This window comes from Galbibacter marinus (genome assembly GCF_000300875.1).
GTDB lineage: Bacteria > Bacteroidota > Bacteroidia > Flavobacteriales > Flavobacteriaceae > Galbibacter > Galbibacter marinus.
Genome location: NZ_AMSG01000002.1, coordinates 317,168 through 342,299 on the forward strand (window position 1 = coordinate 317,168; position 25,132 = coordinate 342,299).

19 protein-coding genes are annotated in these 25,132 nt (G+C 37.5%); 12 read left to right on the forward strand and 7 right to left on the reverse strand.

The window, feature by feature from the left end; genetic code table 11:
• Positions 1-2 precede the first annotated feature (2 nt).
• Positions 3-2,012: a glycoside hydrolase family 97 protein gene (locus tag I215_RS03140; RefSeq protein ID WP_008990502.1), complete on the forward strand. Its 2,010-nt coding sequence runs from the start codon at positions 3-5 to the stop codon at positions 2,010-2,012.
• Positions 2,013-2,167: 155 nt separating this feature from the next.
• On the opposite strand, the gene pgl is transcribed toward I215_RS03140, so the two are convergent.
• From pgl to I215_RS03165, 5 genes are all read right to left on the reverse strand, one after another.
• Positions 2,168-2,893 carry a 6-phosphogluconolactonase gene (gene pgl, locus I215_RS03145; RefSeq protein ID WP_008990503.1) on the reverse strand — a complete coding sequence of 242 codons (726 nt, stop codon included), beginning with the start codon at positions 2,891-2,893 and terminating at the stop codon, positions 2,168-2,170.
• A complete protein-coding gene (gene zwf, locus I215_RS03150) occupies positions 2,890-4,410 on the reverse strand; it encodes a glucose-6-phosphate dehydrogenase (RefSeq protein ID WP_008990504.1) in 1,521 nt (506 codons plus the stop codon). The genes pgl and zwf overlap by 4 nt, the downstream gene beginning before the upstream one ends.
• Before the next feature lie 18 nt (positions 4,411-4,428).
• Positions 4,429-5,838, reverse strand: a complete 1,410-nt coding sequence (gene gndA / locus I215_RS03155) for an NADP-dependent phosphogluconate dehydrogenase (RefSeq protein WP_008990505.1) — start codon at positions 5,836-5,838, stop codon at positions 4,429-4,431.
• 25 nt (positions 5,839-5,863) lie between these two features.
• A complete protein-coding gene (locus I215_RS03160; protein ID WP_008990506.1) occupies positions 5,864-6,325 on the reverse strand; it encodes an RpiB/LacA/LacB family sugar-phosphate isomerase in 462 nt (153 codons plus the stop codon).
• A 242-nt stretch (positions 6,326-6,567) separates the two neighbouring features.
• Positions 6,568-7,653, reverse strand: a complete 1,086-nt coding sequence (locus I215_RS03165; RefSeq protein WP_156800182.1) for a formylglycine-generating enzyme family protein — start codon at positions 7,651-7,653, stop codon at positions 6,568-6,570.
• Positions 7,654-7,897: 244 nt separating this feature from the next.
• On the opposite strand from I215_RS03165, the gene I215_RS03170 reads away from it, so the two are divergent.
• The 8 genes from I215_RS03170 (at position 7,898) to I215_RS03205 (ending at position 15,048) form a co-directional block, all read left to right on the forward strand.
• Positions 7,898-8,932 (forward strand): FAD:protein FMN transferase, encoded by a 1,035-nt coding sequence (locus tag I215_RS03170; RefSeq protein ID WP_162131550.1) that lies wholly within the window; start codon positions 7,898-7,900, stop codon positions 8,930-8,932.
• A gap of 66 nt (positions 8,933-8,998) precedes the next feature.
• Entirely contained in the window at positions 8,999-9,565 is a 567-nt protein-coding gene (locus tag I215_RS03175; RefSeq protein WP_008990509.1) for a DUF4251 domain-containing protein, read from the forward strand.
• 47 nt (positions 9,566-9,612) lie between these two features.
• On the forward strand, positions 9,613-10,698 hold the full coding sequence (locus tag I215_RS03180) for a sensor histidine kinase (RefSeq protein ID WP_008990510.1): 1,086 nt from the start codon (positions 9,613-9,615) through the stop codon (positions 10,696-10,698).
• An 8-nt stretch (positions 10,699-10,706) separates the two neighbouring features.
• A complete protein-coding gene (locus I215_RS03185; RefSeq protein ID WP_008990511.1) occupies positions 10,707-12,023 on the forward strand; it encodes a sigma-54-dependent transcriptional regulator in 1,317 nt (438 codons plus the stop codon).
• Between the two features lie 283 nt (positions 12,024-12,306).
• Positions 12,307-13,596 (forward strand): Glu/Leu/Phe/Val family dehydrogenase, encoded by a 1,290-nt coding sequence (locus I215_RS03190; protein ID WP_008990512.1) that lies wholly within the window; start codon positions 12,307-12,309, stop codon positions 13,594-13,596.
• Positions 13,597-13,646: 50 nt separating this feature from the next.
• Positions 13,647-14,078 carry a GreA/GreB family elongation factor gene (locus tag I215_RS03195; RefSeq protein ID WP_162131551.1) on the forward strand — a complete coding sequence of 144 codons (432 nt, stop codon included), beginning with the start codon at positions 13,647-13,649 and terminating at the stop codon, positions 14,076-14,078.
• Between the two features lie 282 nt (positions 14,079-14,360).
• Positions 14,361-14,630, forward strand: coding sequence for a hypothetical protein (locus I215_RS03200; RefSeq protein ID WP_008990514.1), 270 nt, complete (start codon positions 14,361-14,363; stop codon positions 14,628-14,630).
• The gene (locus I215_RS03205) at positions 14,599-15,048 is read left to right on the forward strand and encodes a hypothetical protein (protein WP_156800183.1); all 450 of its coding nucleotides are present in this window, start codon (positions 14,599-14,601) and stop codon (positions 15,046-15,048) included. Before I215_RS03200 ends, I215_RS03205 begins: the two co-directional genes overlap by 32 nt.
• 89 nt (positions 15,049-15,137) lie before the next feature.
• Here I215_RS03205 and I215_RS03210 read toward each other — a convergent pair whose 3' ends face one another.
• Positions 15,138-16,412, reverse strand: coding sequence for an O-acetylhomoserine aminocarboxypropyltransferase/cysteine synthase family protein (locus I215_RS03210; protein ID WP_008990516.1), 1,275 nt, complete (start codon positions 16,410-16,412; stop codon positions 15,138-15,140).
• A 623-nt stretch (positions 16,413-17,035) separates the two neighbouring features.
• On the opposite strand from I215_RS03210, the gene I215_RS03215 reads away from it, so the two are divergent.
• Together I215_RS03215 and I215_RS03220 are read left to right on the forward strand one after the other, a co-directional pair.
• Positions 17,036-20,032 (forward strand): SusC/RagA family TonB-linked outer membrane protein, encoded by a 2,997-nt coding sequence (locus I215_RS03215; RefSeq protein ID WP_008990517.1) that lies wholly within the window; start codon positions 17,036-17,038, stop codon positions 20,030-20,032.
• Positions 20,033-20,043: 11 nt separating this feature from the next.
• On the forward strand, positions 20,044-21,648 hold the full coding sequence (locus tag I215_RS03220) for a RagB/SusD family nutrient uptake outer membrane protein (RefSeq protein WP_008990518.1): 1,605 nt from the start codon (positions 20,044-20,046) through the stop codon (positions 21,646-21,648).
• A 100-nt stretch (positions 21,649-21,748) separates the two neighbouring features.
• On the opposite strand, the gene I215_RS03225 is transcribed toward I215_RS03220, so the two are convergent.
• Positions 21,749-22,591, reverse strand: coding sequence for an AraC family transcriptional regulator (locus I215_RS03225; RefSeq protein WP_040459786.1), 843 nt, complete (start codon positions 22,589-22,591; stop codon positions 21,749-21,751).
• Between the two features lie 252 nt (positions 22,592-22,843).
• Between I215_RS03225 and I215_RS03230 the strand changes: the two genes are divergently transcribed.
• Positions 22,844-25,117: a S9 family peptidase gene (locus I215_RS03230; protein ID WP_008990520.1), complete on the forward strand. Its 2,274-nt coding sequence runs from the start codon at positions 22,844-22,846 to the stop codon at positions 25,115-25,117.
• The last annotated feature ends 15 nt before the right edge of the window (positions 25,118-25,132 follow it).

Consider the following 25,132-nt stretch of genomic DNA (forward strand, 5'->3'; position numbering starts at 1 on the left):
TGATGTTAAATATTAAAAACTATATAGTGGCTGTTGCCCTGGTCGGATTAGTCTCTTGTATACAAGAAAAGCAAGATCCTATAGTGCTTTCATCCCCAGGAGCGATCAATGAGATTCAGTTTTCACTAAGCTCAGAAGGAATTCCGAGTTATCAAGTCTCGCATGGTGACACCCAGGTGTTAAATCCCTCAGAGCTTGGGTTTGTTTTTAAAGAGAACGATTCGCTGTATCGTAATTTTGAGATCGTTGGAGTAGAACAACGTAGTTTTGATCAGCAGTGGGACCAGGTTTGGGGAGAAAAGAAAACTATTCGAAATAACTACAATGAATTGGCAATTCAATTACAAGAGAAAGGAGCCCAGAAAAGGAAACTCAATTTGGAGTTTAGGGCTTATGATGATGGGATTGCATTTCGTTATATATTCCCAGAACAAGGCATAAAGGATAGTATTTTTATTATGGATGAGCTTACGAAATTCGAACTGGCTCAGGATGGAAAAGCATGGTGGATACCAGCTTATGACGAACAGCGTTACGAATACCTCTTTAATGATTCTCCAGTAAGTACTTTAGATACCGTTCATACACCACTCACTATAGAGAGTAAAAGTGGTCTGAGTCTAAGTTTTCATGAAGCGAATTTAGTCAATTTTGCTTCAACTACTTTGGCACATACCCAAGGTACTACCTTAAAGACTGACTTAGTACCATGGGCTGATGGAGTTAAGGTTAGAATTACCGACTCCTTTACCACGCCTTGGCGTACGCTTCAAATAGCAGAGGATCCTACAGAACTCATTACTTCTTATTTGATTCTAAACCTAAATGAACCTAATAAGATTGAAGACACAAGTTGGATAAAACCATTTAAATACATTGGTATTTGGTGGGGCATGCATATTGGTAAGTATACTTTCTGGGAAGGAGAAAATCAAGGAGCTACTACAAAAAATGCCAAAAAATACATTGACTTTGCTGCCGAAGAAGGGATTGACCATTTATTAATCGAAGGATGGAATAAAGGCTGGACTCCTGATTGGTATAAAAACGCCATGCATCAGTTTAATTTCACCCAAGAGGCAGATAATTTTGATTTAGAAACCGTAACCGATTATGCTGCAGAGCATGATGTACGTATTATAGGATACCATGAGACTGGATCTAATATTGATAACTACTTAAGGCAAATTGATAGCGCTTTTGCACTTTATAATAAAGTAGGTATACACGATGTGAAAATTGGGCATGTTGGTTCTCTTTTAAAAATGAAGGAGTGGCATCATGGACAGTTCGGTGTGGATTACTTTAGGTATGTCCTTGAAAAGGCAGCGGAATATAAACTGACTGTTCTCTATCACGAGCCTATCAAGGATACTGGAGAGCGTAGAACCTATCCCAACATGATGGCTAGAGAAGGAGCTAGGGGTCAAGAGTACAATGCTTGGAGTGATGGTAATCCACCAAGCTATACCACTATATTGCCTTTTACAAGACTTTTATCAGGGCCAATGGATTTTACTGCGGGGATTTTAGATGTAGAAATATCACAAGGATATCCTGGGCGTAGAGTTCACAGTACTGCTGCCAAGCAGTTGGCCTTATTGGTAACAGTGTATTCGCCAATTCAAATGTATGCCGATCTTCCAGAGAATTATAAGGGGCAACCCGCTTTTCAATTCTTAAAAGATGTACCCTCTGATTGGGAAGATACCAAGGTACTCAATGGAGCTATAGGTGAGTATATCACTACAGTTCGTAAGGATATAGGTAGTGATGATTGGTATTTGGGAAGTATGACAAATGAAGAGCCTCGAAATTTCGATATTTCTCTTTCATTTCTAGATCCAGATGCCCGGTACGAGGCACAAATTTATGCTGATGCACCAGGTACAGATTTAAACAACAAGCCAGAAGCCATTAGTATCACAACAAAGGAGGTTACTGCGAATGATAATCTTCAGCTCCAGCTAGGTGCAGGAGGAGGCGCAGCTGTACGATTTAAGCGACTTTAAACAAATATGTATTCCCACCTTTTGCCATTGCGGATGGTGGGAAAATTACTGAAAGAATAATTTATAGCTTATAAACACCAAAGCGGAAAAAGATCATTTTTTTTCCGCTTTGGTGTTTAAAATAATAGAACTAAAACTTTTTGCTTAGTCTTGAGTTATTGTTTTAGTTTCTTAGCCGCTTGTTTGTCTACCATCCAAGTCACTCTTTGTGCATCTTTGATGATTAATTGTGATGGATATAAATCGCTGTTTGGCTCCCCTTGGAGAACTTGGTACAGCGCTTCAGACTTTTTGTCGCCAAAGACTAAGAAAACGATATTTTTAGCCTTGTTGATCAGCGGTGCTGTCAATGTAATTCTATACATATCCTGTGGTGCTAAAAAGTAGGCGGCCACTTTCTTATCTTTTTCCTCTAGAATAATATGTTGATTTGGAAATAGGGATGCGGTATGTCCATCATCTCCCATTCCAAGAATGATAAGGTCAAATTCCTCCCCATTGGTTAAATGTTCCTCTAGTAGGGCTTCATATTCCTTGGCATACTCCTGGGCAGAAACTCCATCTTTCCACATTGGAAAAATCTGGTTCTTAGGAACAGGAATATGATTTAATAAATCATTAAAGGCAGCTCCTGCATTACTTTTTTCATCATCTAAAGGAACCCAGCGTTCGTCCCCCCAAAAGACAAATACTTTTGACCAATCAACCTTTTCACGGTACTCGTGGGTGGCCAATAATTGATACAGCCCTGCAGGGGAGGATCCGCCTGTAAGAGCAACAGTAAATTTCCCTTTATCTAAAATGGCTTGTTGTGCTTTACTCACAAAATAATCCGCCAATTCATTATCTAAGGTGTCTTTATTTTCAAAAATTCGAATCATTTCTTTTCTTTTACAAATGAATGTTTATTTACGGCCCAGACATGACCCTCACGTGCAATAAGTGCTTCAGCGTTTTCTGGTCCCCAACTTCCTGCTTGGTAATTTGGAAAATCAATGGACTCCCTTTTCTCCCAAGCTTCTAAAATGGTGGTTATTACATCCCAAGCTTCCTCAATTTGGTCAGAACGCATAAATAGCGTAGTGTCTCCAACCATGGCATCCAATAACAATGTTTCATAAGCCTCAGGAGTTTGCGTAGAGCAATTATCGTAATTGAAAATCATCTCTGAGGGATTAAGGTTCATTTCAAGCCCTGGGCGTTTGGTCATAAAACGCAATAAAATATCCATTTGAGGTTGAATATTGATGGTCAGTCGATTGGGCATTATACTATCAATCTGATTGGTAGGGAAGGAGGCATGAGGAACAGGTTTAAATTGTATGGTAATTGAAGAGGTCTTCTCTTGCATACGTTTTCCTGTTCTTAGATAAAATGGAACATTTTGCCAGCGCCAGTTATCCAAATAGAATTTAATGGCAGCATAGGTCTCTGTGTTTGATTTCTTATCTACACCATTTTCTTCACGATATCCAAGTACCTTTTCTCCTTTGATCCAACCTGAAGCGTATTGCCCTCTAACTGCATAATGATGTACTTCCTCTGGCTTAATTCTTCGAATTGAGCGAAGGACGTCATATTTACGGCTACGGATCTCCTCGGCATCAAAAGATGCTGGTGGCTCCATAGCAACCATACAAAGGATTTGTAAAAGGTGATTTTGAATCATATCTCTTAAGGCACCTGATCCTTCGTAATAACCCCCTCTGTCTTCGACACCTACTTGTTCAGCTACGGTAATTTGAACCGAATCGATATAGTTTCTATTCCACAAAGGCTCGAATAGTGCATTAGCAAATCGGAAGGCCAGAATGTTTTGTACTGTTTCTTTACCTAGATAATGGTCAATTCTAAAGATTTGTTCCTCATCAAAGGTTGCTGTAAGTTTTTTGTTTAATTCGACCGCTGATTTTTTATCATAACCAAAAGGTTTTTCAATAATAATCCGATCCTTTTCTTTGATCGTGGCAAGTCCAGAGCTCCGTAAGTTAAGACTTAATGTCTCAATAAATCTCGGAGAAACCGATAAATAGAACAATCTATTAGCGCGTTCTCCCCACTTTTCTTCATAAGGCTCTATGGTTTTAAGTAGCTCTTCATAAGATGCCTGATCATTGATATTGGAGGTCAGATAATGCAAGGAGTCCTTGAATTTATCCCAGTCCGCTTTTTTAGGTGTCCCTTTCCTAGAAAATTCTTTTAATCCTTGGTAAAGGTGTTCTTGGTAATCTTTATCACTGAGTTCTGTTCTTCCAAGTCCGTAGATGACAAAGTTCTCTGGCATCCACCCATCGATAAACAAATTGTAAAAAGCTGGTATTAATTTTCGTTTTGCTAAATCGCCGGTTCCACCGAATATTACGATTGCAGTTGCAGTTGCATTTTTTCCTGTTTTCATATTTTTTTCATAGTTGTTTTAATCCTCCCACTCAGTGTGAAAAGTTCCTTCACGGTCAATTCTCTCATAACTGTGTGAGCCGAAGTAATCACGTTGTGCTTGGATGAGGTTTGTAGGAAGGATTTCACTTCTATAGGCATCAAAATACGAAACTGTTGTTCCATAAACTGAAAGAGGAATACCTAAAGAAATACCTGTATTGAGTACCTCACGGATAGCTGACTGTTTTGAATTTAAGTCTGCCGCCAAATCTTTATCTAACAACAAATTCGGTAGCTCAGGATTTTTTCGGTAAGCTTTTCTAAAGTTTTCTAAAACCGAAGCACGGATAATACATCCACCTCTCCAGATCTTTGAAACTTCCTCTAAATCCAAACCATAATTGTATTCCTTAGAAGCTATGTGTAGTTGTGCCATACCTTGTGCATAGGTCGTAATCATAGCAAAATAGAATGCATCTTTTAACTTCTCTAAGAAGGCTTCTAAATCCAAATCTTTTTGTGCTTCCCAATTGTAGATATTCGAAGCACTAATTCGTTCTTCTTTATATTTTGAAATATCTCGCATATTCACTGCAAGGTCAATAGATGGTACTGGTGCTTGAATATCCATGGCATTTTGAGATGTCCATTTCCCGGTACCTTTAGCCTTAGCCGTGTCTGAGATTAGGTGGATTAATTTTTTATCCGTTAGCGGATCATCCTGGTTTAAAATATCAGCAGTGATCTCAACTAAATACGATTCGAGTTCTTTACTGTTATTCCACTGATCGAACAATTTTTGGATGCGTTTGTCTTGAACTTTGAGACCACGATTTAATAAATCGTAAGTTTCGGCAAGAAGTTGCATAATAGCATATTCGATTCCGTTGTGCACCATTTTGACATAGTTTCCTGCAGATCCACTCCCGAGGTAGCTTACACATGGTTCACCATCTACCTTGGCAGCTACGGCTTCGAAAATTGGGCGAAGACGTTCATAAGCCCCTTTATCTCCTCCAGGCATCATACTAGGGCCGAAGCGAGCTCCTTTTTCACCACCAGAAATTCCCATTCCGAAGAAATGAATATTTTTTTCGGCAAGTTCTTTTACCCTTCTGTCAGTGTCTGGGAAATATGAATTACCACCATCCACAACTATATCACCTTCTTCCAGATGTTCTAATAAAGAACCTATTACGCTATCCACAGGTTTACCTGCTGGAACCAACAACATAATCGCCCTTGGTTTTTCTATAAGATTTACAAACTCTTTTACGTCAGTGGTACCTTTAATCTGATGTTTTTCCTGAGCTTCTTGCTCTAAAGAAGCAGCCTTTTCAGCATCTAAATCCAAACCAACAACAGAGAAGTCATGATCAGCCATATTAAGTAACAGGTTTCTACCCATTACTCCAAGTCCAACCATTCCAAAGTCAAATTTTTTCATAGTTTTTTATTCGTATTTATTGATATTACAATTTTTTAAAATTCATTTCTTCTATCGCTTTTACCTTATTCAATCTTCTTTGAAATCTCCCATGATCGATAAATTTTGCTTCGAGAAAAGCTATGGTGATTTCTTCAATAAGTGCTGCTCCGAGAACTCTTCCTCCCATACATAGAAGATTGAGATCGTCATGCTCAACGCCTTGATGTGCAGAATAATGTTCTGATATCAGTGCCGCACGAACACCTTCGAATTTATTTGCTGCAATAGAAACTCCAACGCCGCTTCCGCAAATGGCAATTCCTTTGTCAACTTTCTGTTCTGAGATTGCTACGGCTAAAGGCATAACTATATCAGAGTAGTCATCTTCTGGATCCATACTATGGGCTCCAAAATCCTCGTATTCATACCCTTTTTCGTCAAGGAAAAGCTTTAAAGCTTCCTTATTTTTAAATCCTGCATGATCAGCAGCTATACCAATTTTCACAAGTTATAAGCTTTTAGAAATGTTTTTAAAGCATAAAATTACGTATTTCTAAGAGATTGGGGCAATATAATTTGTTTATATAACTATTGTTTATTTTTAAGTTAGAATGTGAAACACCCCCTGGTCAAGACTTGAACAGGGTTGAATTACTACACTAGGCTAATATGTTTCGTCTTTTGGATAGGGATATGACTTTCTGGGAATTACCTTGATATACAGTTTTTCTAAATGTGTTTAAATTTCTAATTGACAGTTCCTTCAAGCATTTCTGGGGTTACAATGGTCCTAAAGCCTAAATGCTCTTGACCTGAATCAATGGCAGTAGCCATTCTAGCCGAAATGCGATAACTTGCACAATAGGTGTCTGAACAGAGAAATGAGCCGCCTTTGATTATTTTTTCCTGCGCATAAGGATTGGTTGGATTAAATGCTTTTTGAGCACCTTCTGGATTATGCGCTAATCCCTCATGTAATAGTTGCTTATAATAATCAATATGGTACCAGTCGCTAGTCCATTCCCACACGTTTCCTGCCATGTCATAAAGACCATAGGGGTTAGGTGGAAAGGATTTGACAGGGGCTTTATTTTCGAACCCATCTACTTGATCGTTTTGTGTTGGGAATTCACCAGTCCAGGTGTTTGCTTTTACATCCAATTGATCTAATTTATCTCCCCATGTAAATGGTTTGTTGTTTATTCCTGCACTAGCTGCTAATTCCCATTGTGCCTCGGTAGGAAGTTTTCTTCCAGCCCAGTTACAATAGGCAACTGCATCGGGAAAGGCAATGTGAACTACTGGATAATTTCCTTTGCCTTCAATAGAGCTACCCGGGCCTTTAGGATGTTTCCAGTTCGCCCCAATTTTCCAAACCCACCATTGTGAAAAATCGTATAGATTTGGGACACTTGTTTCGGTTTTTTTAAATACTAAAGATCCTGGCTGTAAGATAGAATCATGTGGTTTTGGGGTTCCTTCTGGAAGTTGTTTTTTGAGTTCTTCCCAGTCGACTTCTCGTTCTGCTATTGTGATATATCCTGTTTGCTTAACGAATTCTGAAAACTGATCATTTGTGACCTCGGTGATGTCCATGAAAAATCCATCTACCGCAACAGGATGTGCTGGTTTTTCATGATCTAGAGCAAAGGAATCCCCTTGGCGGGCACCTTGAGTGAAATGACCTCCAGCAATCCATACCATCCCTTGAGGTACTGGTGTATCATGTGGTTTATCTTTTAAAACCTTCACCTGGGTTGTTAAATTCTCAGAATTCTTGTCACTTGTCGATGGGCTTTCTTTTGTGTCTTTACATGACACAAATAAGCTCATTAATAATGTAGTTACTAGGGTGATTTTTATTTGGATACATTGCATTGTCAAACTTACAAAAGTTTTTGGATTCAGTATATGTACGTGTAAAATGATTCGCTTCAATGGGCGTTTTACTTTTGAGTTTTACCAAAGTTCTTTTTATGTGTTAGAAAAAATCTCAAGGGAGTAATTAAAAAAACAAGCGAGCTCCAACTTCCAATATTACTAATTTTGTCATTACTTTTGACAAAAATTAATGGTGATGAATAGTAGGTCAATACGTTTTAATCGTTTTATTTTAGCTTTGACGTCGGTCTTTTTGATAGTTGGTTGTAAAAGCGATCAAGAAACCAAGCAACGCTCTTATACACTTGTGGAAGGCCCTGTATTTGGAACTTATTATCGTATTAAAATTGATTCAGAAATTGATTTTAAGCCTAAAATCGATTCTATTTTCCAAGTGATTAATGAAGCGGCCAATAGTTATGTAGGAGAATCTGAAATCACCACCTTTAATCAAACAGGGCAGCTTAAAAATCCGAGTCCTACTTTTTTAGGTATGATAAAAGAAGCCCAGCATTTTCAACAGATTACTAATGGCTATTTCGAGCCGGCTATTTACCCAGTTATTAAAGTCTGGAGGTTTGAAGAACAAGGGGCTTCTATGCAGGTGGATTCTTCGGAGCTAAAGGAGCTACTCAAACTGGTTCCAATGCATGAGAATATTGCTATTTCAGATACACTTATAAAGGCTACCAAACAGGGTGTTAAAATTGATCTTAGCGCAATGGGTGAAGGATATGCTATTGAAGGAATTCATCAAGTTCTCAGCGAGGCTCAGGTTGCAAATTACATGATTGAAATTGGTGGAGAAATCTTTGCCCATGGTAAAAACGAGAAAGGGAATCCTTGGACTATTGGTATAGAAGATCCATCCAAAGCTGGCCAGAACTCCTATGAAAATATTATAACAAAAATCGAGCTAGTCGATCAAGGAATTAGCACCTCGGGAAGTTATAGAAAATTCTATACCGATGAGCAAGGTCATAAATACCCGCATATTATAGATCCTATAACTGGATATCCAGTAAAGCATCATATGGTGAGTGTAAGTGTTAAAGGACTATCACCACTGGTGGCTGACATATATGCTACTGCCTGCATGACCATGGGGATTGAGAAGGCCAAGGAGTTTATTACTTCGGATTCAGATGTTCAGGCATTTATGGTGTATTATGAAAAGGATTCCCTGAAAACATGGAATTCTCCAAACTTCTACAAAACCCCAACACAATAGCAGTATTAATTGAAATTGTGTGGCGAATTGCGTAAATTGTACCAAGTATAATTTAATTCAGGGATTATGAGAGCTACAGGTATTTTAATAGGTTTTATAACGCTGTTTTTAATAAGCAGCTGTGGAAGTACACAAACTGTGCTTGGAACACCTCAAGAGAAAGCATTAGTGGACTCTCTTATATCTAAAAGGGAATTTAGAATTGTAAATCAGTGGGCACTTCCAACAATGAGTTCAAGTATGATGAAGCTTTCCTCTAGTGGTATCTTAGGTCCTGGTAATAGTGGTCAACGAATTGATTTATCTGGAAACGGCAATTTTCTAGAAGTCAAAGGTGATTCAGTCAAAGCAAATCTACCTTTTTTCGGAGAACGTCAAATGGGTGGAGGCTATAATTCTGAAGGTGCTGGAATTCAATTCGATCAAGTAGCCAAGAATATGAATTTTCACTACGACGAGGCTAAAAATATACATGTTGTTAAGTTTAGAGCTAAGGATGGTGCAGAATCCTTTGAAGTGACCTTAAATGTATTCTCAAACAAAAAAAGTTCGCTACTAATAAACAGTTCCCAACGTGATATGATCCGTTATCAAGGGCTTATTGAAAAGTTGCCTAAAGAAGATCGCCCATAATCCAAAGTATAGTCTAAGCCTTAGCGGGGTAAGAAATTATTATAACCATGAATTCCATTGAGTATACCCTCAGAGAGCGTTTAAAGGAGTTAACTTGTATGTATGAGGTCACTTCCATTATTGTTAATAGTGACTTTGAGAAACTGGAATTGAGTTTAAAGTCAATTGCTTTTTGTTTAAAGAAAGCTTTTCAACATGAGAGTGAAGCTGGAGTTCATATTAGCTGCTCTGAAACTACTGTTGCTATTGGAGAGCCGCTAACTGATTATGTTCGTATAAATGCACCAATTAAAGTATTTAATGAACCTAACGGTTGCATAGAAATTCGTTATCCATCACGTAGTTATACCGATAAAGATTTTCTTGAGGAAGAAATCAAATTGTTATCCAATGTTTGTTTGGAAATTGGAAATTTGATTGAAAGAAAGCAAATCAGAGAAAAGGAAGAGTTAATCCGAAAACAAATGGAGCGGAATGATCGATTGAATATTTTAGGTGAGATTACCGCTGGAATTGCTCATGAACTCAACACTCCACTCACTAGTATCATTGGTTTTACCGAATTATTAGATGAACAAATCAAGGACGAACTTGTTCAAAGTGACCTAAGTAAAATTAAAGAAAATGCACTTTTTTGTAGGGAGATTGTTAAAAAATTGATGTTCTTTGCATGTGAAGTTCCACAACAAATTCAGGAGATTTTGTTAAATCCTGTACTTCAAAATGTACTGAACTTACTCAGTCCAGCGTTTAAAAAGAAGGATGTGACAGCGAATTTGATTATAGAGCAAACAAATATTGGCATTAAAGCAGATGAGATTCAGTTAACGCAGGTATTGTTTAATATTATTATGAACGCATTGTATTATTCACCGTCAAAGGCAACAATAGAAGTTCAGGCTAGTAAAGATCAAAAAGGTATTGTAATTTTGATCAAGGATCAAGGCCCTGGCATCGATCAAGCTTTAAGTGATAAGGTATATGAACCATTCTATACTACCAAACCCGTAGGGGATGGTTCTGGGCTGGGACTAAGTGTTGTTCATGGGATTATGAGTAGTCATAAGGGGAGTATATCCTTTTATCCAAACGCGCCACACGGGACGGTCTTTGAATTGTGTTTTCCAAATTGAAGGTGAAGATGAATTTTAAAAAAGAAAATATACTGATTGTTGATGATGATATTCATGTTCTTGAACTGCTTAAGCGCCATTTACAATCCATGCAGTACTATACATTTAAGGCAGTATCTGTTAAGGAAGCATTAAGTATTTTAAAAAGTAACCGAATAGATCTTCTAATTACCGATATAAAAATGCCAGATGTTGATGGCTTTGAGCTGATGAAGTATGTTTCTGAACATTACCCTTCAATGCCTATTTTGGTTATAAGTGGGTATGTTTCGGCAAAAGAGGCTCTTGAGATGGGTAAATCAGGTGTCATAGATTATCTGGTAAAGCCCTTTACCAAAGACGAGCTGAAAACTTCAGTTTCAAAATCCCTCAGTGGTCCTAGCCAGCAGCATCCAAGAGAAGTAACTACCACGGCGTATAATTTTAGGGAACTAGTAGGCAACTCACCAGCGCTCAATCAAATCAAAGAAATTATACACCGGGTAAAAGACATTAAAGCAACAGTTTTGATACAAGGTGAAAGCGGTACAGGTAAAGAGCTTATTGCTCGAGCTGTTCACTACAACGGCAAGTTCTCTCGAAAACCATTTATCGCAGTGAACTGTGGAGCTATACCAGAAGATTTATTAGAGGCCGAGCTCTTCGGGTATGAAAAAGGAGCTTTCACTGGCGCGAATGATACAAGGGAAGGATTTTTTCAAGCAGCAGAAGGAGGAACCATTTTTTTAGATGAAATAGGCAATGCATCCCCTAAGGTGCAGAATAGTTTACTCAGAGTGCTTCAAGAAAAAGAAGTGCAAAAGGTGGGATCTCAAAAGTCAACTAAAATAGATATCCGAGTAATTGCTGCTACCAATAGTAATTTAGCCAATGCCATCAAACAAGGAAAGTTTAGACAAGATCTGTATTACCGATTATCGGTGGTTGAAATAATGGCACCCCCTCTAAGAGAACGTACTGAGGATATAGCACCTCTTGCCAAGTTATTTTTGCAAAAATATGCCATGGAATATAAAGATAGGTCAATGACTATTGGTTCTGATACTCTTGAGATCTTAGAACGTTACAATTGGCCAGGTAATATACGTGAGTTGGAAAATTGTATTCAGCGTGCAGTGATTATGAGTGATGGTGAGATAGGTCCTAAGCAACTCCCTGATATGTTTAAATTTCAAATCAATTTTCCTAAGGACGGAATTAAATCTTTAGCTGAAAAAGAAAAGGAATACATTCAACAAGTCTTAGATCTTGTAGAGAACAATAAAACTAAAGCGGCAGAAATTTTGGGAATTGACCGAAAGACACTCCGGGCGAAAGTAGGTTAAGGTCGCATTTTACCCCTTTGGATGGGGAGAATATCCCCAAATGGGTAAATTTTCCCGTATAAGAATATAAATTATCCGGAGTTTAAATTTAACAATAATCTGATTTACAGTATGTTGTTGTTTTTTAAAACCATAGGTAAAATAACTGGCACAACTGTTGAAATAAACGACAGTGGTTAATTATGTTGTGTCACTATTAATAGGCTATTTAATTAGTTTAGCATGACATTGACCACCATATATACACTAAAAACTACATAACAAATTAACTAATAGTATATTGATGATTTCAGAAACGATTAAAAAAGACGGTCCTGCAAGGCAAGGGATGCTGGCCAATGTAATGCGCCAGTTTGAACACGCTGCGGACAGTATTGAACTGAATCCTAATATTAGAAAAATCCTTGCCATTACTAATAATGAGCTCGTAGTGCATTTTCCAGTTAAAATGGACAGTGGAGAGATCGAAGTGTTTACGGGGTATCGCGTGCAACACAACAACGCATTAGGACCATATAAAGGAGGGCTTCGTTATCATCCAACTGTGGATCTGGATGCTGCTAGAGCCTTGGCAATGTGGATGACTTGGAAAACTGCTTTGGCTGGACTACCATACGGAGGGGCGAAAGGAGGTATTCAGATTGATCCAAAAAAATATTCTAATGCAGAACTAGAACGTATCACCCGTAGGTTTACCTATGCTCTTGGTGATAATATTGGTCCTGAGCTGGATATTCCAGCTCCAGATGTCAATACCAACTCACAGACCATGGCGTGGATATTGGACACCTATATGAGTACTAGGACACCAAACGAGCGTTCTAAAAACTTGCACGTTGTAACAGGTAAACCAATTGGTGCAGGTGGTTCAGAGGGAAGAGATCGCGCCACTGGATTTGGTGTCTTTCTTACGGTTAAATTCTGGGCAGAAAAAGAAAAGCTAGATTTAAAAGGTAAAACATTTATTGTACAAGGTTTTGGAAATGTAGGCTACTGGGCTTCTTGGTTTTTGGAAAAAGAAGGTGCCAAACTTATCGCAGTCCAAGATGTAACTGGAACCTATTACAATAAAGAGGGGATCCCTGTTGACGAACTAAATGATTATCAAAAATCTGCTGGTAGCCTTGAGGGCTATAACAATGCTGCTTTAATGGCCAATGATAAATTCTTCGCAACTGATTGCGATATTTGTATACCTGCAGCTTTAGGAAACCAAATCACTGCTTCCAACGCACATGATATTAAAGCAAAGGTTATTGCGGAGGGCGCCAATGGCCCAACCGATATTGATGCAGAGGAAGTGCTTTTACAAAAAGACATTACAATTATACCAGATATTTTATGTAACTCGGGAGGTGTAATTGGTAGTTATTTTGAATGGTTACAGAACAGAAACGGGGAGATATGGACCATGGATGAGGTCATGGAAAAATTAGAGAAAAAATTAAAAACTTCCTTTGATAGGGTTATGAATCTTTCACAAGAGCGAGGTGTTGATACAAGGACAGCCGCTTTTATGATTGCAATAGAAAGGTTAGAGCAGGCCTATATTCAAAGAGGTATTTTTCCATAAATAAAATTTAAACCTAGGAAAAGGACATTATTTGAAAAATGAAGATGATAATGACATACCAAGAACCAATTGTGGAGAAAAGAGAATATGTGCTCTTAAAACGATTGATCAGTTTGTCTAATTTTCATTTCGATGCAAGGCATTCTGAAGAGATTAAGAAACTAAGTGAGCTGTTAAAAAGCGCAAAGGTTCTTGATGAAGAACAAATGCCCCAAGATATTGTAAGACTTCAAACTACAGTTACGGTTTCACAATTTGAATCCAGCGACATGCGTTTTCAAATTGTGTTACCCGATGCTGTCACCATAAAAGAACAGCATAAATCGGTATTATCATCCATAGGGGTAGCCTGTTTCGGTCAAGTTCTTGGCAGTGAAATTCAAATTATCTCCGAAGGGATTGTAAAGCAATACAGTATTGTTAAAGTAAATCAACCTAATACGACAAAAAGTTCTGTTTCTCTGGATCACGACAATGATTAATATGCGATACAACCTAGTTGTTGCGCAAGAAATGGCTTTTGTGGTTCTCTTTTAATCTATTATTTTTATTGAGATCATTGTAAAAACCCTATAATATATACAGGTTTTCTCTATCGTGATAATTATTTGTTTGATAAATCAATATAATGTGTTAAATTGTGAAAGATTTAAATGATGTTATATTTATAATTTGTTGAGATTTATTTCGTGATAAATGAGGTTATATTAACTAAAGATGTTACTTTTAAACATCTTAATTAATTAATTTAAAACTTTATTATCATGAAAAAACTAGTATTTACTTTAGCAAGTGTAATTGTATTATCAACCTTAAACTCATGTGCTCACGATGAGAGTACAGCCCAAATTGATAGCCTATATGCAGTGGACCGAAGAAAAGTGGAAAGACCAGGAAACCAAGGACAGAAGGATGAACCAAAGTCAGTGGACAAAAGAAAAGTTGAAAGACCAGGAAACCAAGGACAAAACGGTGAACCACAGTCCGTGGATAAAAGAAAGGTTGAACGACCTGGTAACCAAGGTGGGAATTAGAATATTCGCAAGTCTTTTAGTTGCTTTGTCTGGTTTGGTTTTATTTACCGATAAGGTAACTACCTTTGGTATAACAAGTAACTTTGGATTCCAAGATACCCAAACGTTCATTTGGGCATTATCTCAATCCTTTTCTCCTTTAATATTAATTTTAGGAAGTTGCTTGAAACCATTTAGAATTGCCTATACGATTCCAGGATATATTTACTTTATCCAAATTTATTGGGTGTTTCATCCTGATATAAGATTTGATGATGTATTTCTTCAAATTTACGCTATCGGGTTCGTCTCTGCATTTACGACTCTTATAATTGTAATTAATTATTTATTTCAAGGAGAGAGAGATCAGGAGATAGAATATCATTCTAGTTTGGAACACTATTTAGATCTCCAAAGTCCTGTGAAAGCTACCGAATAATTGGACTTAAATAATATAGATGAATATAAAAAAGGGAAATGCCTATAAAGTTAAGGCAGTTCCCTTTTTTATATTATACTAAACCGAATCTATAGCGAATTGAATGCAGCTGTAAGGTCCTGTTTTAAATCCTCCAAGTCCTCTAGTCCTAGAGATAGACGGATAAGGTCTTGAGAAACACCAGCAGATTTCTGATCTTGATCACTTAATTGTTGATGTGTAGTACTTGCAGGGTGAATAACCAGTGATTTGGTATCTCCAATGTTTGCAAGTAAAGAGAATAATTTAGTATTGTTTGCGATTTTTTTGGCAGCTTCAAAACCTCCTTTAACACCAAAGGTAAGGATTCCACTTTGACCTTCTGGTAAGTATTTCTTAGCCAACTTATAATAAGGACTACTTTCCAATCCAGGATAGTTTACCCAAGATACTTCTTTTTGTTCTTGTAGCCATTTAGCCAAACTAAGAGTGTTCTGGCTAATTTTCTCCATTCTAATTCCCAAGGTTTCTAATCCTTGAATAATTTGAAATGAATTATATGGACTAATAGATGCGCCTAAATCTCTTAGACCTTCCACTCGAGCTTTAGCTATAAATGCTGCTGGTCCAAGAGCATCGTGGTATACGAGTCCGTGATACCCTGGAGATGGTTCAGTGAATTCTGGAAATTTCCCGCTGCTCCAATCAAAAGTACCTGCATCGATCACCGCTCCTCCAATAGAAGTACCATTTCCACTAATATATTTAGTTAATGAATGGATAACAATGTTTGCTCCATATTCAATCGGTTTTAATAAATATGAAGTCGCAACCGTATTATCAACAATTAGTGGGATTTTGTTTTCTTTGGCGATCGCTGCGATTGCTTTAATATCAAGAACGTCTAATTTAGGATTTCCAAGAGATTCAATAAAGATTGCCTTGGTGTTCTGTTGTATTGCATTTTTGAAATTATCAGTATCTATAGGGTCTATAAAACTTGTTGTAATTCCAAATCTAGGCAAGGTTACCCCAAATAAATTGTAAGTACCTCCATAAAGACTACTTGAAGAAACGATGTGATCCCCAGATCTTAGAAGTGTTAAGATTGCTGTTGAGATGGCCGCCATTCCCGAGGCAGTGGTTATGGCACCTATACCTCCTTCTAATGCTGCTAATCGCTGCTCCAAAATGTCATTGGTAGGGTTGTTTAATCGTGTGTAGATATAACCAGCTTCAGAAAGGTTGAATAGGTTAGCTGCATGGTCTGCATCGTTAAACACAAAGGAAGTAGACTGGTAAATAGGTACCGCTCTAGTACCTCCATGTGCAGTAACATCATGGCCTCCATGTACTGCTGTAGTAGAAAATTTTGATTCGCTCATAATGGTTCAAAACGTTTAAATGTTATATAAAAAAAGTCCCCAAACAATGAGGACTCTATAAGTGTTCTATTTTAAGCACAACATTATATAGTCCCTAAAAGGAAGGACATGCGCATACAATGGTTATGTTTTGAAATAGCTGTGATCATCTTAACTAATGTAATGAAAGGCAAATGTATCTAATTTTTCAATAAGCTACAAGTCTACCGATTTAATAGATTAATAAATATGTAGTTTTTTTAAGGTTTTTTGTTACAATCTTAAATTCAAGGGCTGAAAGATTAATGGATTACTACATCTTATTTATAATTTACATAAATCAAAAGTGGAGGTGGGTGTATAATTACAATCGTTTTACAAACCATTAACATCAGTTGCATTTAAAGTATTGTATCACACTTTTTTATACATTTTTGCTGTATTTTCTTCAATTTGTCTATCTAATCATTAGTACTTGGATAATATAGTATTAGTATATGCTAATATTTAGATATTTTTTCACGCTCATAATTATAATTTTACAAGTGTCAATACAACACATATTTAATGTGTCGTTTTAAACCTTGTTTTAAAATGGTATAACTGTTTATAAACTAACAAAATAACCTGTAAAATTATTGATTATGAAACAAACCAATTCATTTAAAGACATCGGGAGTGGGGAGTACTATACTCTTTACAAATGGCTTTTTTTAGTTGTTTTCCTCTTGATGTCATTTACTTCAATGGCCCAAACCGGGATCCAGGGTACAGTAAGTGATCCTGATGGAATACCCATTGCTGGGGCATCAGTAATTGTAAAGAACACCTCAAATGGGGTCGTTACTGATTTCGATGGTAAATTTCAATTAGACGTTCCTTCAACCAATGCGGTACTCACCGTATCCTATATTGGATTTGAGACGCAAGAAATTCCTGTAGGTACTCAAACCAATTTTAATGTGGTCCTTAAAGAGGATCTTCAAGAACTTGATGAAGTTGTAGTTATCGGATATGGAACACAGAAAAGAGCTGATGTAACCTCAGCGGTTTCTACCGTGAAGGCTGAAGACTTTGTAAAAGGTAATGTAAAGGATGCTGCACAACTGATTCAAGGTAAGGTAGCTGGATTAACCATTTCAGCACCTTCTGGAGATCCTACAGAGGGCACGCAGATCAAACTAAGAGGAGTTTCATCTCTTACTGGAGGTACTTCGCCTTTAGTGTTGGTTGATGGTGTTCCTGCTAGTCTAAGCACAGTGGCACCCGAGGATATTGAAACTATTGATGTTTTAAAGGATGGGTCTGCTACGGCAATTTATGGAACACGTGGAACCAATGGAGTGATTATTATTACGACCAAAAAAGGAAATTATAATGAGCGTCCTACTATTGAATATAGTGGGTATTCTTCGCTTTCTACCATTTCAGAGAAAATGGACTTTTTGGATGCAGATCAGCTTCGGGAAAAATATGCGGAAGGATATGAATTTGTAGGAGCGAATCTTCAGGATTTTGGTCACAGTACTGATTGGTTGGATGAGATTACTCGCGATGCGATTAGTCAGGTACATAACCTAATTTTTAGAGGTGGTAACGATGCCACTAATATTACAGCTTCGATCAACTATCGAGATTTAGAGGGGATTTTTCTAAAATCAGAGACCGAAAAATACACTGGCCGCGTTAGTGTAAATCACGCTATGTTTGACAACAAGTTAAAGACAAATATCGCAGTTATTGCCAGCGAACAGGTATTTAATACCTTGGGTGATGGAACTAGCTTTGATCCTTATATCTATAGACAAGCTATTATCAGAAACCCTACAGAACCACTTTATGATAGTAATGGTAATTGGTTTGAGCGGGATGTCTATTTCTATGACAATCCAGTAGGTTATATTCAGGAGACCATAGGGGAGAATCGCTACAGAAATTTGCGTTTTGATTTTAGTATGAGCTATGATTTTAATGATGACCTAACTATAAAAGGACTTTATACGCGAAAAGGAAATTCAAATATTCGTGGTTTTTACAGAACTAAAAAGCACGTTTCAACCGTGAAATACGGACAAGATGGTTTTGCCTCTAGAGGAACAGATGATTATAGAGGAAATTATGGTCAAATTACCCTTGACTATGACAAAAAATTCGGAAAACATAGTATTAGTGCCATGGCAGGTTATAATTATGAAGATAATGTAAACGAAGGATTTTGGGCCACTAACCGTAGATTTCCTACCGATGGGTTTGATTATAATAACATAGGTTCAGGACAAGGTCTACAACTCGGAGAGGCAGGTATGAGTAGTTATAAAAACTCGGACAAATTGATTGCTTTCTTTGGTAGGGTTACTTATAACTTTGATGATCGTTATTTATTGTTAGCTAGTTTACGTCATGAAGGTTCTTCACGTTTTGGAAAGGACAATAAATGGGGTAGTTTCCCTGGGATTTCTGCTGGATGGCGTATCGATCAAGAGGATTTTATGGAAAATGCGACTTGGGTAGATAATTTAAAATTAAGAGCTGGATATGGGGTTACTGGAATTAATGCGGGTTCTAATTATCAGTCTCTTAGTGGTCTTACTTATGGGGATTACTTCTTAAACAATGGAAATTGGATTCGAGAATTGGTTCCTTCACGAAATGCCAATCCCAATCTTGCTTGGGAGAAGAAAAAAGAGGTCAACGTTGGATTGGATTTTGGTCTACTAAATAACCGTATTAGTGGATCTGTTGATTATTACCAAAGAACTACTGATGGTGCACTGTTTAACTATAGCGTTCCAACACCTCCTTACTTTTATCCAACAATATCTGCAAACGTGGCGGAGCTTAAAAACTCAGGACTAGAAATACTATTTACAGTGGTACCATTTGAAGGAGAAAATTTTAACTGGACTTCTAATATGACCTATTCCACCAACTCCAATGAGGTAGTATCTCTATCGAATGATCAATTTCAGTTAACCAATGATTTCTTCTATCAAGGATACACGGGAGAACCAATTCAAATTGAGACTCATAGAGTAAAGGAAGGAGAACCAATTGGAAATTTTTATGGACTCAAGAGTGTTGATATCAGCGATGATGGCGTATTTATGATTGAAACTCCAGATGGTGAGATTATTCCAGCTACAGAGTCTTCTGCTGATGATCGTCAGGTGCTGGGCAATGGACTTCCTAAAGCTTATTTTAGTTGGAACAATTCAGTTTCCTATAAAAATTGGGATCTAAATGTGAACTTAAGAGGAGCGCTGGATTATCAAATCCTGAATTTTTCTAGAATGTTCTATGAGAATCCTACAGTGAGTTACAACGTTCTTGATACTGCTTTTGACAAAGTTTATGGTAAGGCAGTTTTAAATGATGTACAACGTTATGTGAGTCATTACGTGGAAGATGGAGATTTCTTAAAAATAGATAATGTAACCCTAGGTTATACACTTCCTAAGGATGCCCTAAAGTTCACCAATAGTTTTAGAATTTACCTCTCAGGACTGAATTTAGCGACTTTTACTAAGTACAAAGGTATTGACCCAGAAGTCAATAGAAATGGACTCTCACCGGGGAATGATGAACGTGATAAATATCCGTCTACCAGAACATTCACCCTAGGAATTAACTTCACCTTATAAACTATAGTCAGATGAAAAATATATTAAATAAAATAACTTCTGCTTTATGGAAACTCTTCAGCTTCGCATTGGTACTTTCTATTGTATTGGCTAGCTGTACGAACCTTGAAGAGGAAGTATATTCAGAAGTAACAGAGGACTCATTTGTTCCGGCAGAGTCCGATATTGTAGCCGTTATGGCCTCGTCCTATACGCCTTTAAGGTTTATCATGGGATGGCAAGGTTGGTTTGATTTACAGGAAGAATCAGCGGACATTATAGTAACACCCACAAGACCTAATGGATGGGATGATGGTGGAACTTATAAGCGAATGCACTTTCACAAATGGGACAATTTGCAATGGCAGCCTACCAATACGTGGGTCACCTGCTTCAATGGTATTAACAGTGCCAATAGAGTTATCCTTCAGATAGAATCAGGAGCCTTACCTGTTTCAGAAGAACAAGCAGTTAGTATTACTGCTGAAATGAGAGCCTTACGTGCATTGTACTATTCCATGCTTTTGGATACCCATGGAAATGTTCCAATTATTTCAAGTTATGGAGACGAGTTACCAGTGCAAAATACTAGAAAAGAAGTGTATGACTTTGTAGTGTCGGAACTAAATACTGTTATACCAGATCTTACAGAAACTGTAGATATGTCGACTTATGGGCGTATGACCAAATGGGCTGCATATCATGTTTTGGCTAAGGTATACCTAAATGCAGAGGTGTATGCAGGAGAAGCACAATGGGAAAAAGCCATTGCAGCTAGTGATATGATTATCCAAAGTGGAGCTTTTTCGCTTTCTCCGACTTACACAGAGATATTTGATGCTCAAAATGAGGATAATCCCGAAATGGTCTTTGCCGTTCCTTATGATCAAATCTATGCGCCTGAATTTGGAGAGCATATGAAAATGCTTCTACCAGATCACCGATCTGTTTTCAATATGGAAGCTCAACCATGGGGTGGATCAAGTTGTAATCCGCAATTTATAGATACCTACCAAACAGGAGATAATCGTCTTGAGGATACTTGGTTGATGGGTGATCAAATTAACGCGATCGATGGAAGTGTTGTGATGACCTTGGTTAAGGAGATGCCAAGCATTTACAACTGTACTTTTACCCAAGGTTACCGCCTAGGGAAATATGAAATTGAATCAGGTGCTACCGGATCACTGAATAACGACTTTCCATTTTTAAGATATACAGAGGTTTTAATGATCAAAGCAGAATCTTTATTAAGGACTGGAAGAGCAGCCGAGGCAGCAAACATAGTGACCGAGGTTCGAAGCAGATCATTTGATAACCCAGCTGATGCTGAGGTAACTGGTGCTGAGTTACAAGATGATACTACTTGGCAGTACGGTACTTTGGCAGAAGACGGTAGTATTGATCAGGCTGGTGATCAGTCGTTTGTTCAGTATGGTCGTTTTCTAGATGAACTAGGGTGGGAGTTTGCAGGAGAAGCACACCGAAGAACTGATTTAATTCGCTTTGGAGTATTTCAAACTAAAAACTGGTACAACCATACTCCTCAAGGCGACCATACGATACTTTTCCCTATAGGACTTGAGCAATTGAATACCAATTCCAATTTGGATCAGAATCCAGGATATGTAAAATAGTGGATTTAGTTGATGTTAGTTAGGTTTTTTAAATCTAAAGAAGGCGGATGTTTATATAAACATTCGCCTTTGGTAGTTTTATATAACAATGGGTAAGAAGCTAAAATTGTATTCTGTATTGGGAAGGGGTTATACCCTTGAGCTCCTTGAATTTTCTATTGAAGTTGGTGATGTTCTGAAAACCACATAACTCAGAAACAGTAGCGATTGACATTTCACTATTTTTATAAAGTAACTTACAGGCGTTTTCAATGCGCATTTCAATTAGGAATTGAAAAAACGTTTTGTTAGTTCTTTTTTTGAAGTATCTGCAGAATGCATTTTTGGTCATATTTGCTTTTAGTGCAACCTCTTCTAAGGTTATCTGATTATGGTAGTTCTCCATGGCATGTTCAAAAACAGCACGCATTCTTTTACCTTCATCATCGGTATATTTTTTACCATAAACAAAGGATGAGAGTGGACTGTATTCTAGGCTCAGGGTATGATCAATTATTTTTAACAGGGAAGCGATACGTTCGATTTTACTTTGCTTATGTAATTGGTTAAATAATTTCACGATCTTTTTATGGTTGTTGGATATTTTCATGCCGTATTGTGCATGTTTGAAAAATTCCTTTGCAGTTTCCATATCACTAATCTGGAAAAATCCATTTCCAAAGGCTTCTTTAGTAAAGAACAGGGTGAACATTACTGAATTCGCAGCTGCTTCCTGGTCACTTCTAAAGACATGTGGAATGTTCCCACCAATGATCAGGATATCATTAGCATTATAGGTATTAATTGAATCACCCACCACTAATGTGCCACCGCCTTTTTGGATATAACTTATTTGTAATTCTTCATGTTGGTGGAGCTGATCATAGAAATATGCCTCTCGATCTTCCTGGTAAACCAAAGCCTCTTGCTTTGGTTTGGGTATCTTAAAGGGGAGTACCTTCATTGATTTTTGAACTCTTAACATTGTAGCTAGCTTTTGATATTAAATGACTTAACCTGAGCAAATTTCAGAGTCTCGATACATGGATCTGGGAATTGGGATTATTGGTCATCTTGATTTACAACTTGAAATTACTCTTTTTTATATCAAAATACCTAATAAAATATACTATAACTCTCTTATGGGGTAATATAGTATTAGTTTTAGCTAATATTCTTCAAGATCATTTATAAGATTATCTCTAGTTTTAACCTTATGGATTCAAGGAAAAATACTGTCATAAAAATATGTGTTGTTTTAACACTTTTGTTTTCAATAACCACTTCTGCACAAGGTACATTAGAGGATTATAAGCGCTCTATAGCGGTGGATAGTCTATTTCAAAACAAGGTGTATAATACCCCCAAAGACTTTCATTGGTTAAGTGATAGGGTGTTTTGGTATAAAAATAATTCAAAGCAAGGTTCGCAGTATATTCGGGTTGATGCCAAGAGCAATACACGTAGTATGGCATTTGATCATAGGAAGATGGCCGAAAGTCTAACTGAATTTTCTAACAGTAAAGTGAGCTCAACGACCATTGATATTCGTGATCTTAAGGAGAATCTGACTGACAATACTCTGAAATTTAAAACCGATAAACTGGAACTTTTATGTGATTTGGATACTTATAAAATCACAGTGCTGGATAGTCTTAAACCAAGTGAACCTAGAGGTTATTGGGGTAAGAGAGGGCATGAAAACATTGGTGATCCTATAACATCTGAAGATGGTAAGTTTTCAGCTTATATTAAAAATTACAACTTATATGTGAAGGACCTAGAAAGCGGGCAGGAAACACAATTAAGTTTTGACGGTTCTGCTGCTTTTTATTATTCTTCCAATATTCTCTGGTCCCCAAATAGCGAAAAGATAATGGCATACAAATTTAGACCAGCTCAGGATCATAAGATTTACTTTGTAGAATCCAGCCCTAGTGACCAACTACAACCTAAATTGCATTCTCGGGATTATTTAAAGCCTGGGGATCAGGTTGCCTTTAGAAGCCCACAATTGTTTGATGTCCAATCCGCGCAACATATTAAAATCCCGACCACAGAGTTTGATCATCAATATCATCTAAGTAATTTTAACTGGCGTGAGGACAGTAGTGGGTTCACTTTTGAATACAATCAAAGGGGGCACCAGCGTTACCGAGTTATACTTGTGGATGCTAATGAAGGAAAAGTCAAGGTATTGATTGATGAAGTAAGCCCTACCTTTATTGATTATAACATGAAAAAATACAGGAAGGATCTTTTTGATGGAAATCAAATATTATGGACATCAGAGCGCGATGGATGGAATCACTTGTACCTATATGATGGACAAAGTGGAAAATTGATTCGTCAAATCACTAAAGGGAAATGGCCTGTGAGAGAGGTGGTAAAGGTTGACCAGGAGAATAAGCATATATATTTTATAGCAAGTGGGTTAGATAAAGATCAAGATCCTTATTTTAAACATTATTGTCGGATAGATTTTGATGGGAAAAACTTTAAACGCTTTACGCTAGAAAATGGAAATCACCAAGTTTATTTCTCACCGGATAATAGTTTTTATGTGGATCAATACTCAAGAGTAGATTCGCCGCCAATCACGGTTTTAAAAAATGCAAAAGGCACCATCATTCAACAATTAGAAAAGGCTGATATTACAGAATTAGAGGCAACGGGTTGGAAACCACCTGAGGTGTTTACCGCTAAGGGGCGTGATGGTGAAACAGATATATGGGGGATTATTATTCGTCCAACGAATTTTGATCCTTCTAAATCATATCCTGTAATTGAGTACATCTATGCTGGTCCTCATGATTCTTTTGTGCCTAAGAGTTTCCAAAGTTATTATTGGTCTATGAGTTCGATGGCAGAACTTGGATTTATCATGGTTCAAATCGATGGAATGGGAACATCTAATCGCTCAAAGGCTTTTCATGATTTTTGTTGGCAGAACTTAAAAGACGCCGGGTTTCCTGATCGAAAGTTGTGGATAAGGGCAGCGGCTAAACAATACCCTTCTATAAATATCGAAAAGGTTGGAATCCGCGGCACTTCGGCAGGAGGACAAAATGCTGGTGCTGCATTGGTTTTTCATTCTGATTTTTATGATGTCGCTGTGGCCTCATGCGGTTGTCACGATAATCGCATGGATAAGATATGGTGGAATGAACAGTGGATGGGATACCCAATCGGGCCTCAATATGCGGCAAGTTCAAATGTAGTAAATGCCAAAGAATTGAAAGGCGAATTGATGTTAATGGTTGGAGAGCTGGATGATAATGTCGATCCCGCCTCTACGTTTCAATTTGCAGATGCACTTATTAAAGCTGGTAAGGATTTCGAACTTGTTGTTGTTCCAGGTATGGGTCATTCCTCTGGAGGAACCTTTGGAGAGCGTAAGCGTAAAGATTTTTTTGTAAAAAAATTATGGGGAGTTGACCCTCCTTCCTGGCAAGAGATATACCCACAGAATACCGAGTCACAACGTTAAACTAAAATTAAATAA

Bases quoted from the DNA above. Each gene is read 5' to 3' on its own strand.
- I215_RS03140 (WP_008990502.1), top strand. From the start codon at position 3: ATGTTAAATATTAAAAACTATATAGTGGCTGTTGCCCTGGTCGGATTA.
- pgl (WP_008990503.1), bottom strand. From the start codon at position 2,893: ATGATTCGAATTTTTGAAAATAAAGACACCTTAGATAATGAATTGGCG.
- zwf (WP_008990504.1), bottom strand. From the start codon at position 4,410: ATGAAAACAGGAAAAAATGCAACTGCAACTGCAATCGTAATATTCGGT.
- gndA (WP_008990505.1), bottom strand. From the start codon at position 5,838: ATGAAAAAATTTGACTTTGGAATGGTTGGACTTGGAGTAATGGGTAGA.
- I215_RS03165 (WP_156800182.1), bottom strand. From the start codon at position 7,653: ATGAGCTTATTTGTGTCATGTAAAGACACAAAAGAAAGCCCATCGACA.
- I215_RS03170 (WP_162131550.1), top strand. From the start codon at position 7,898: ATGAATAGTAGGTCAATACGTTTTAATCGTTTTATTTTAGCTTTGACG.
- I215_RS03175 (WP_008990509.1), top strand. From the start codon at position 8,999: ATGAGAGCTACAGGTATTTTAATAGGTTTTATAACGCTGTTTTTAATA.
- I215_RS03180 (WP_008990510.1), top strand. From the start codon at position 9,613: ATGAATTCCATTGAGTATACCCTCAGAGAGCGTTTAAAGGAGTTAACT.
- I215_RS03185 (WP_008990511.1), top strand. From the start codon at position 10,707: ATGAATTTTAAAAAAGAAAATATACTGATTGTTGATGATGATATTCAT.
- I215_RS03190 (WP_008990512.1), top strand. From the start codon at position 12,307: ATGATTTCAGAAACGATTAAAAAAGACGGTCCTGCAAGGCAAGGGATG.
- I215_RS03195 (WP_162131551.1), top strand. From the start codon at position 13,647: ATGACATACCAAGAACCAATTGTGGAGAAAAGAGAATATGTGCTCTTA.
- I215_RS03200 (WP_008990514.1), top strand. From the start codon at position 14,361: ATGAAAAAACTAGTATTTACTTTAGCAAGTGTAATTGTATTATCAACC.
- I215_RS03210 (WP_008990516.1), bottom strand. From the start codon at position 16,412: ATGAGCGAATCAAAATTTTCTACTACAGCAGTACATGGAGGCCATGAT.
- I215_RS03215 (WP_008990517.1), top strand. From the start codon at position 17,036: ATGAAACAAACCAATTCATTTAAAGACATCGGGAGTGGGGAGTACTAT.
- I215_RS03220 (WP_008990518.1), top strand. From the start codon at position 20,044: ATGAAAAATATATTAAATAAAATAACTTCTGCTTTATGGAAACTCTTC.
- I215_RS03225 (WP_040459786.1), bottom strand. From the start codon at position 22,591: ATGAAGGTACTCCCCTTTAAGATACCCAAACCAAAGCAAGAGGCTTTG.
- I215_RS03230 (WP_008990520.1), top strand. From the start codon at position 22,844: ATGGATTCAAGGAAAAATACTGTCATAAAAATATGTGTTGTTTTAACA.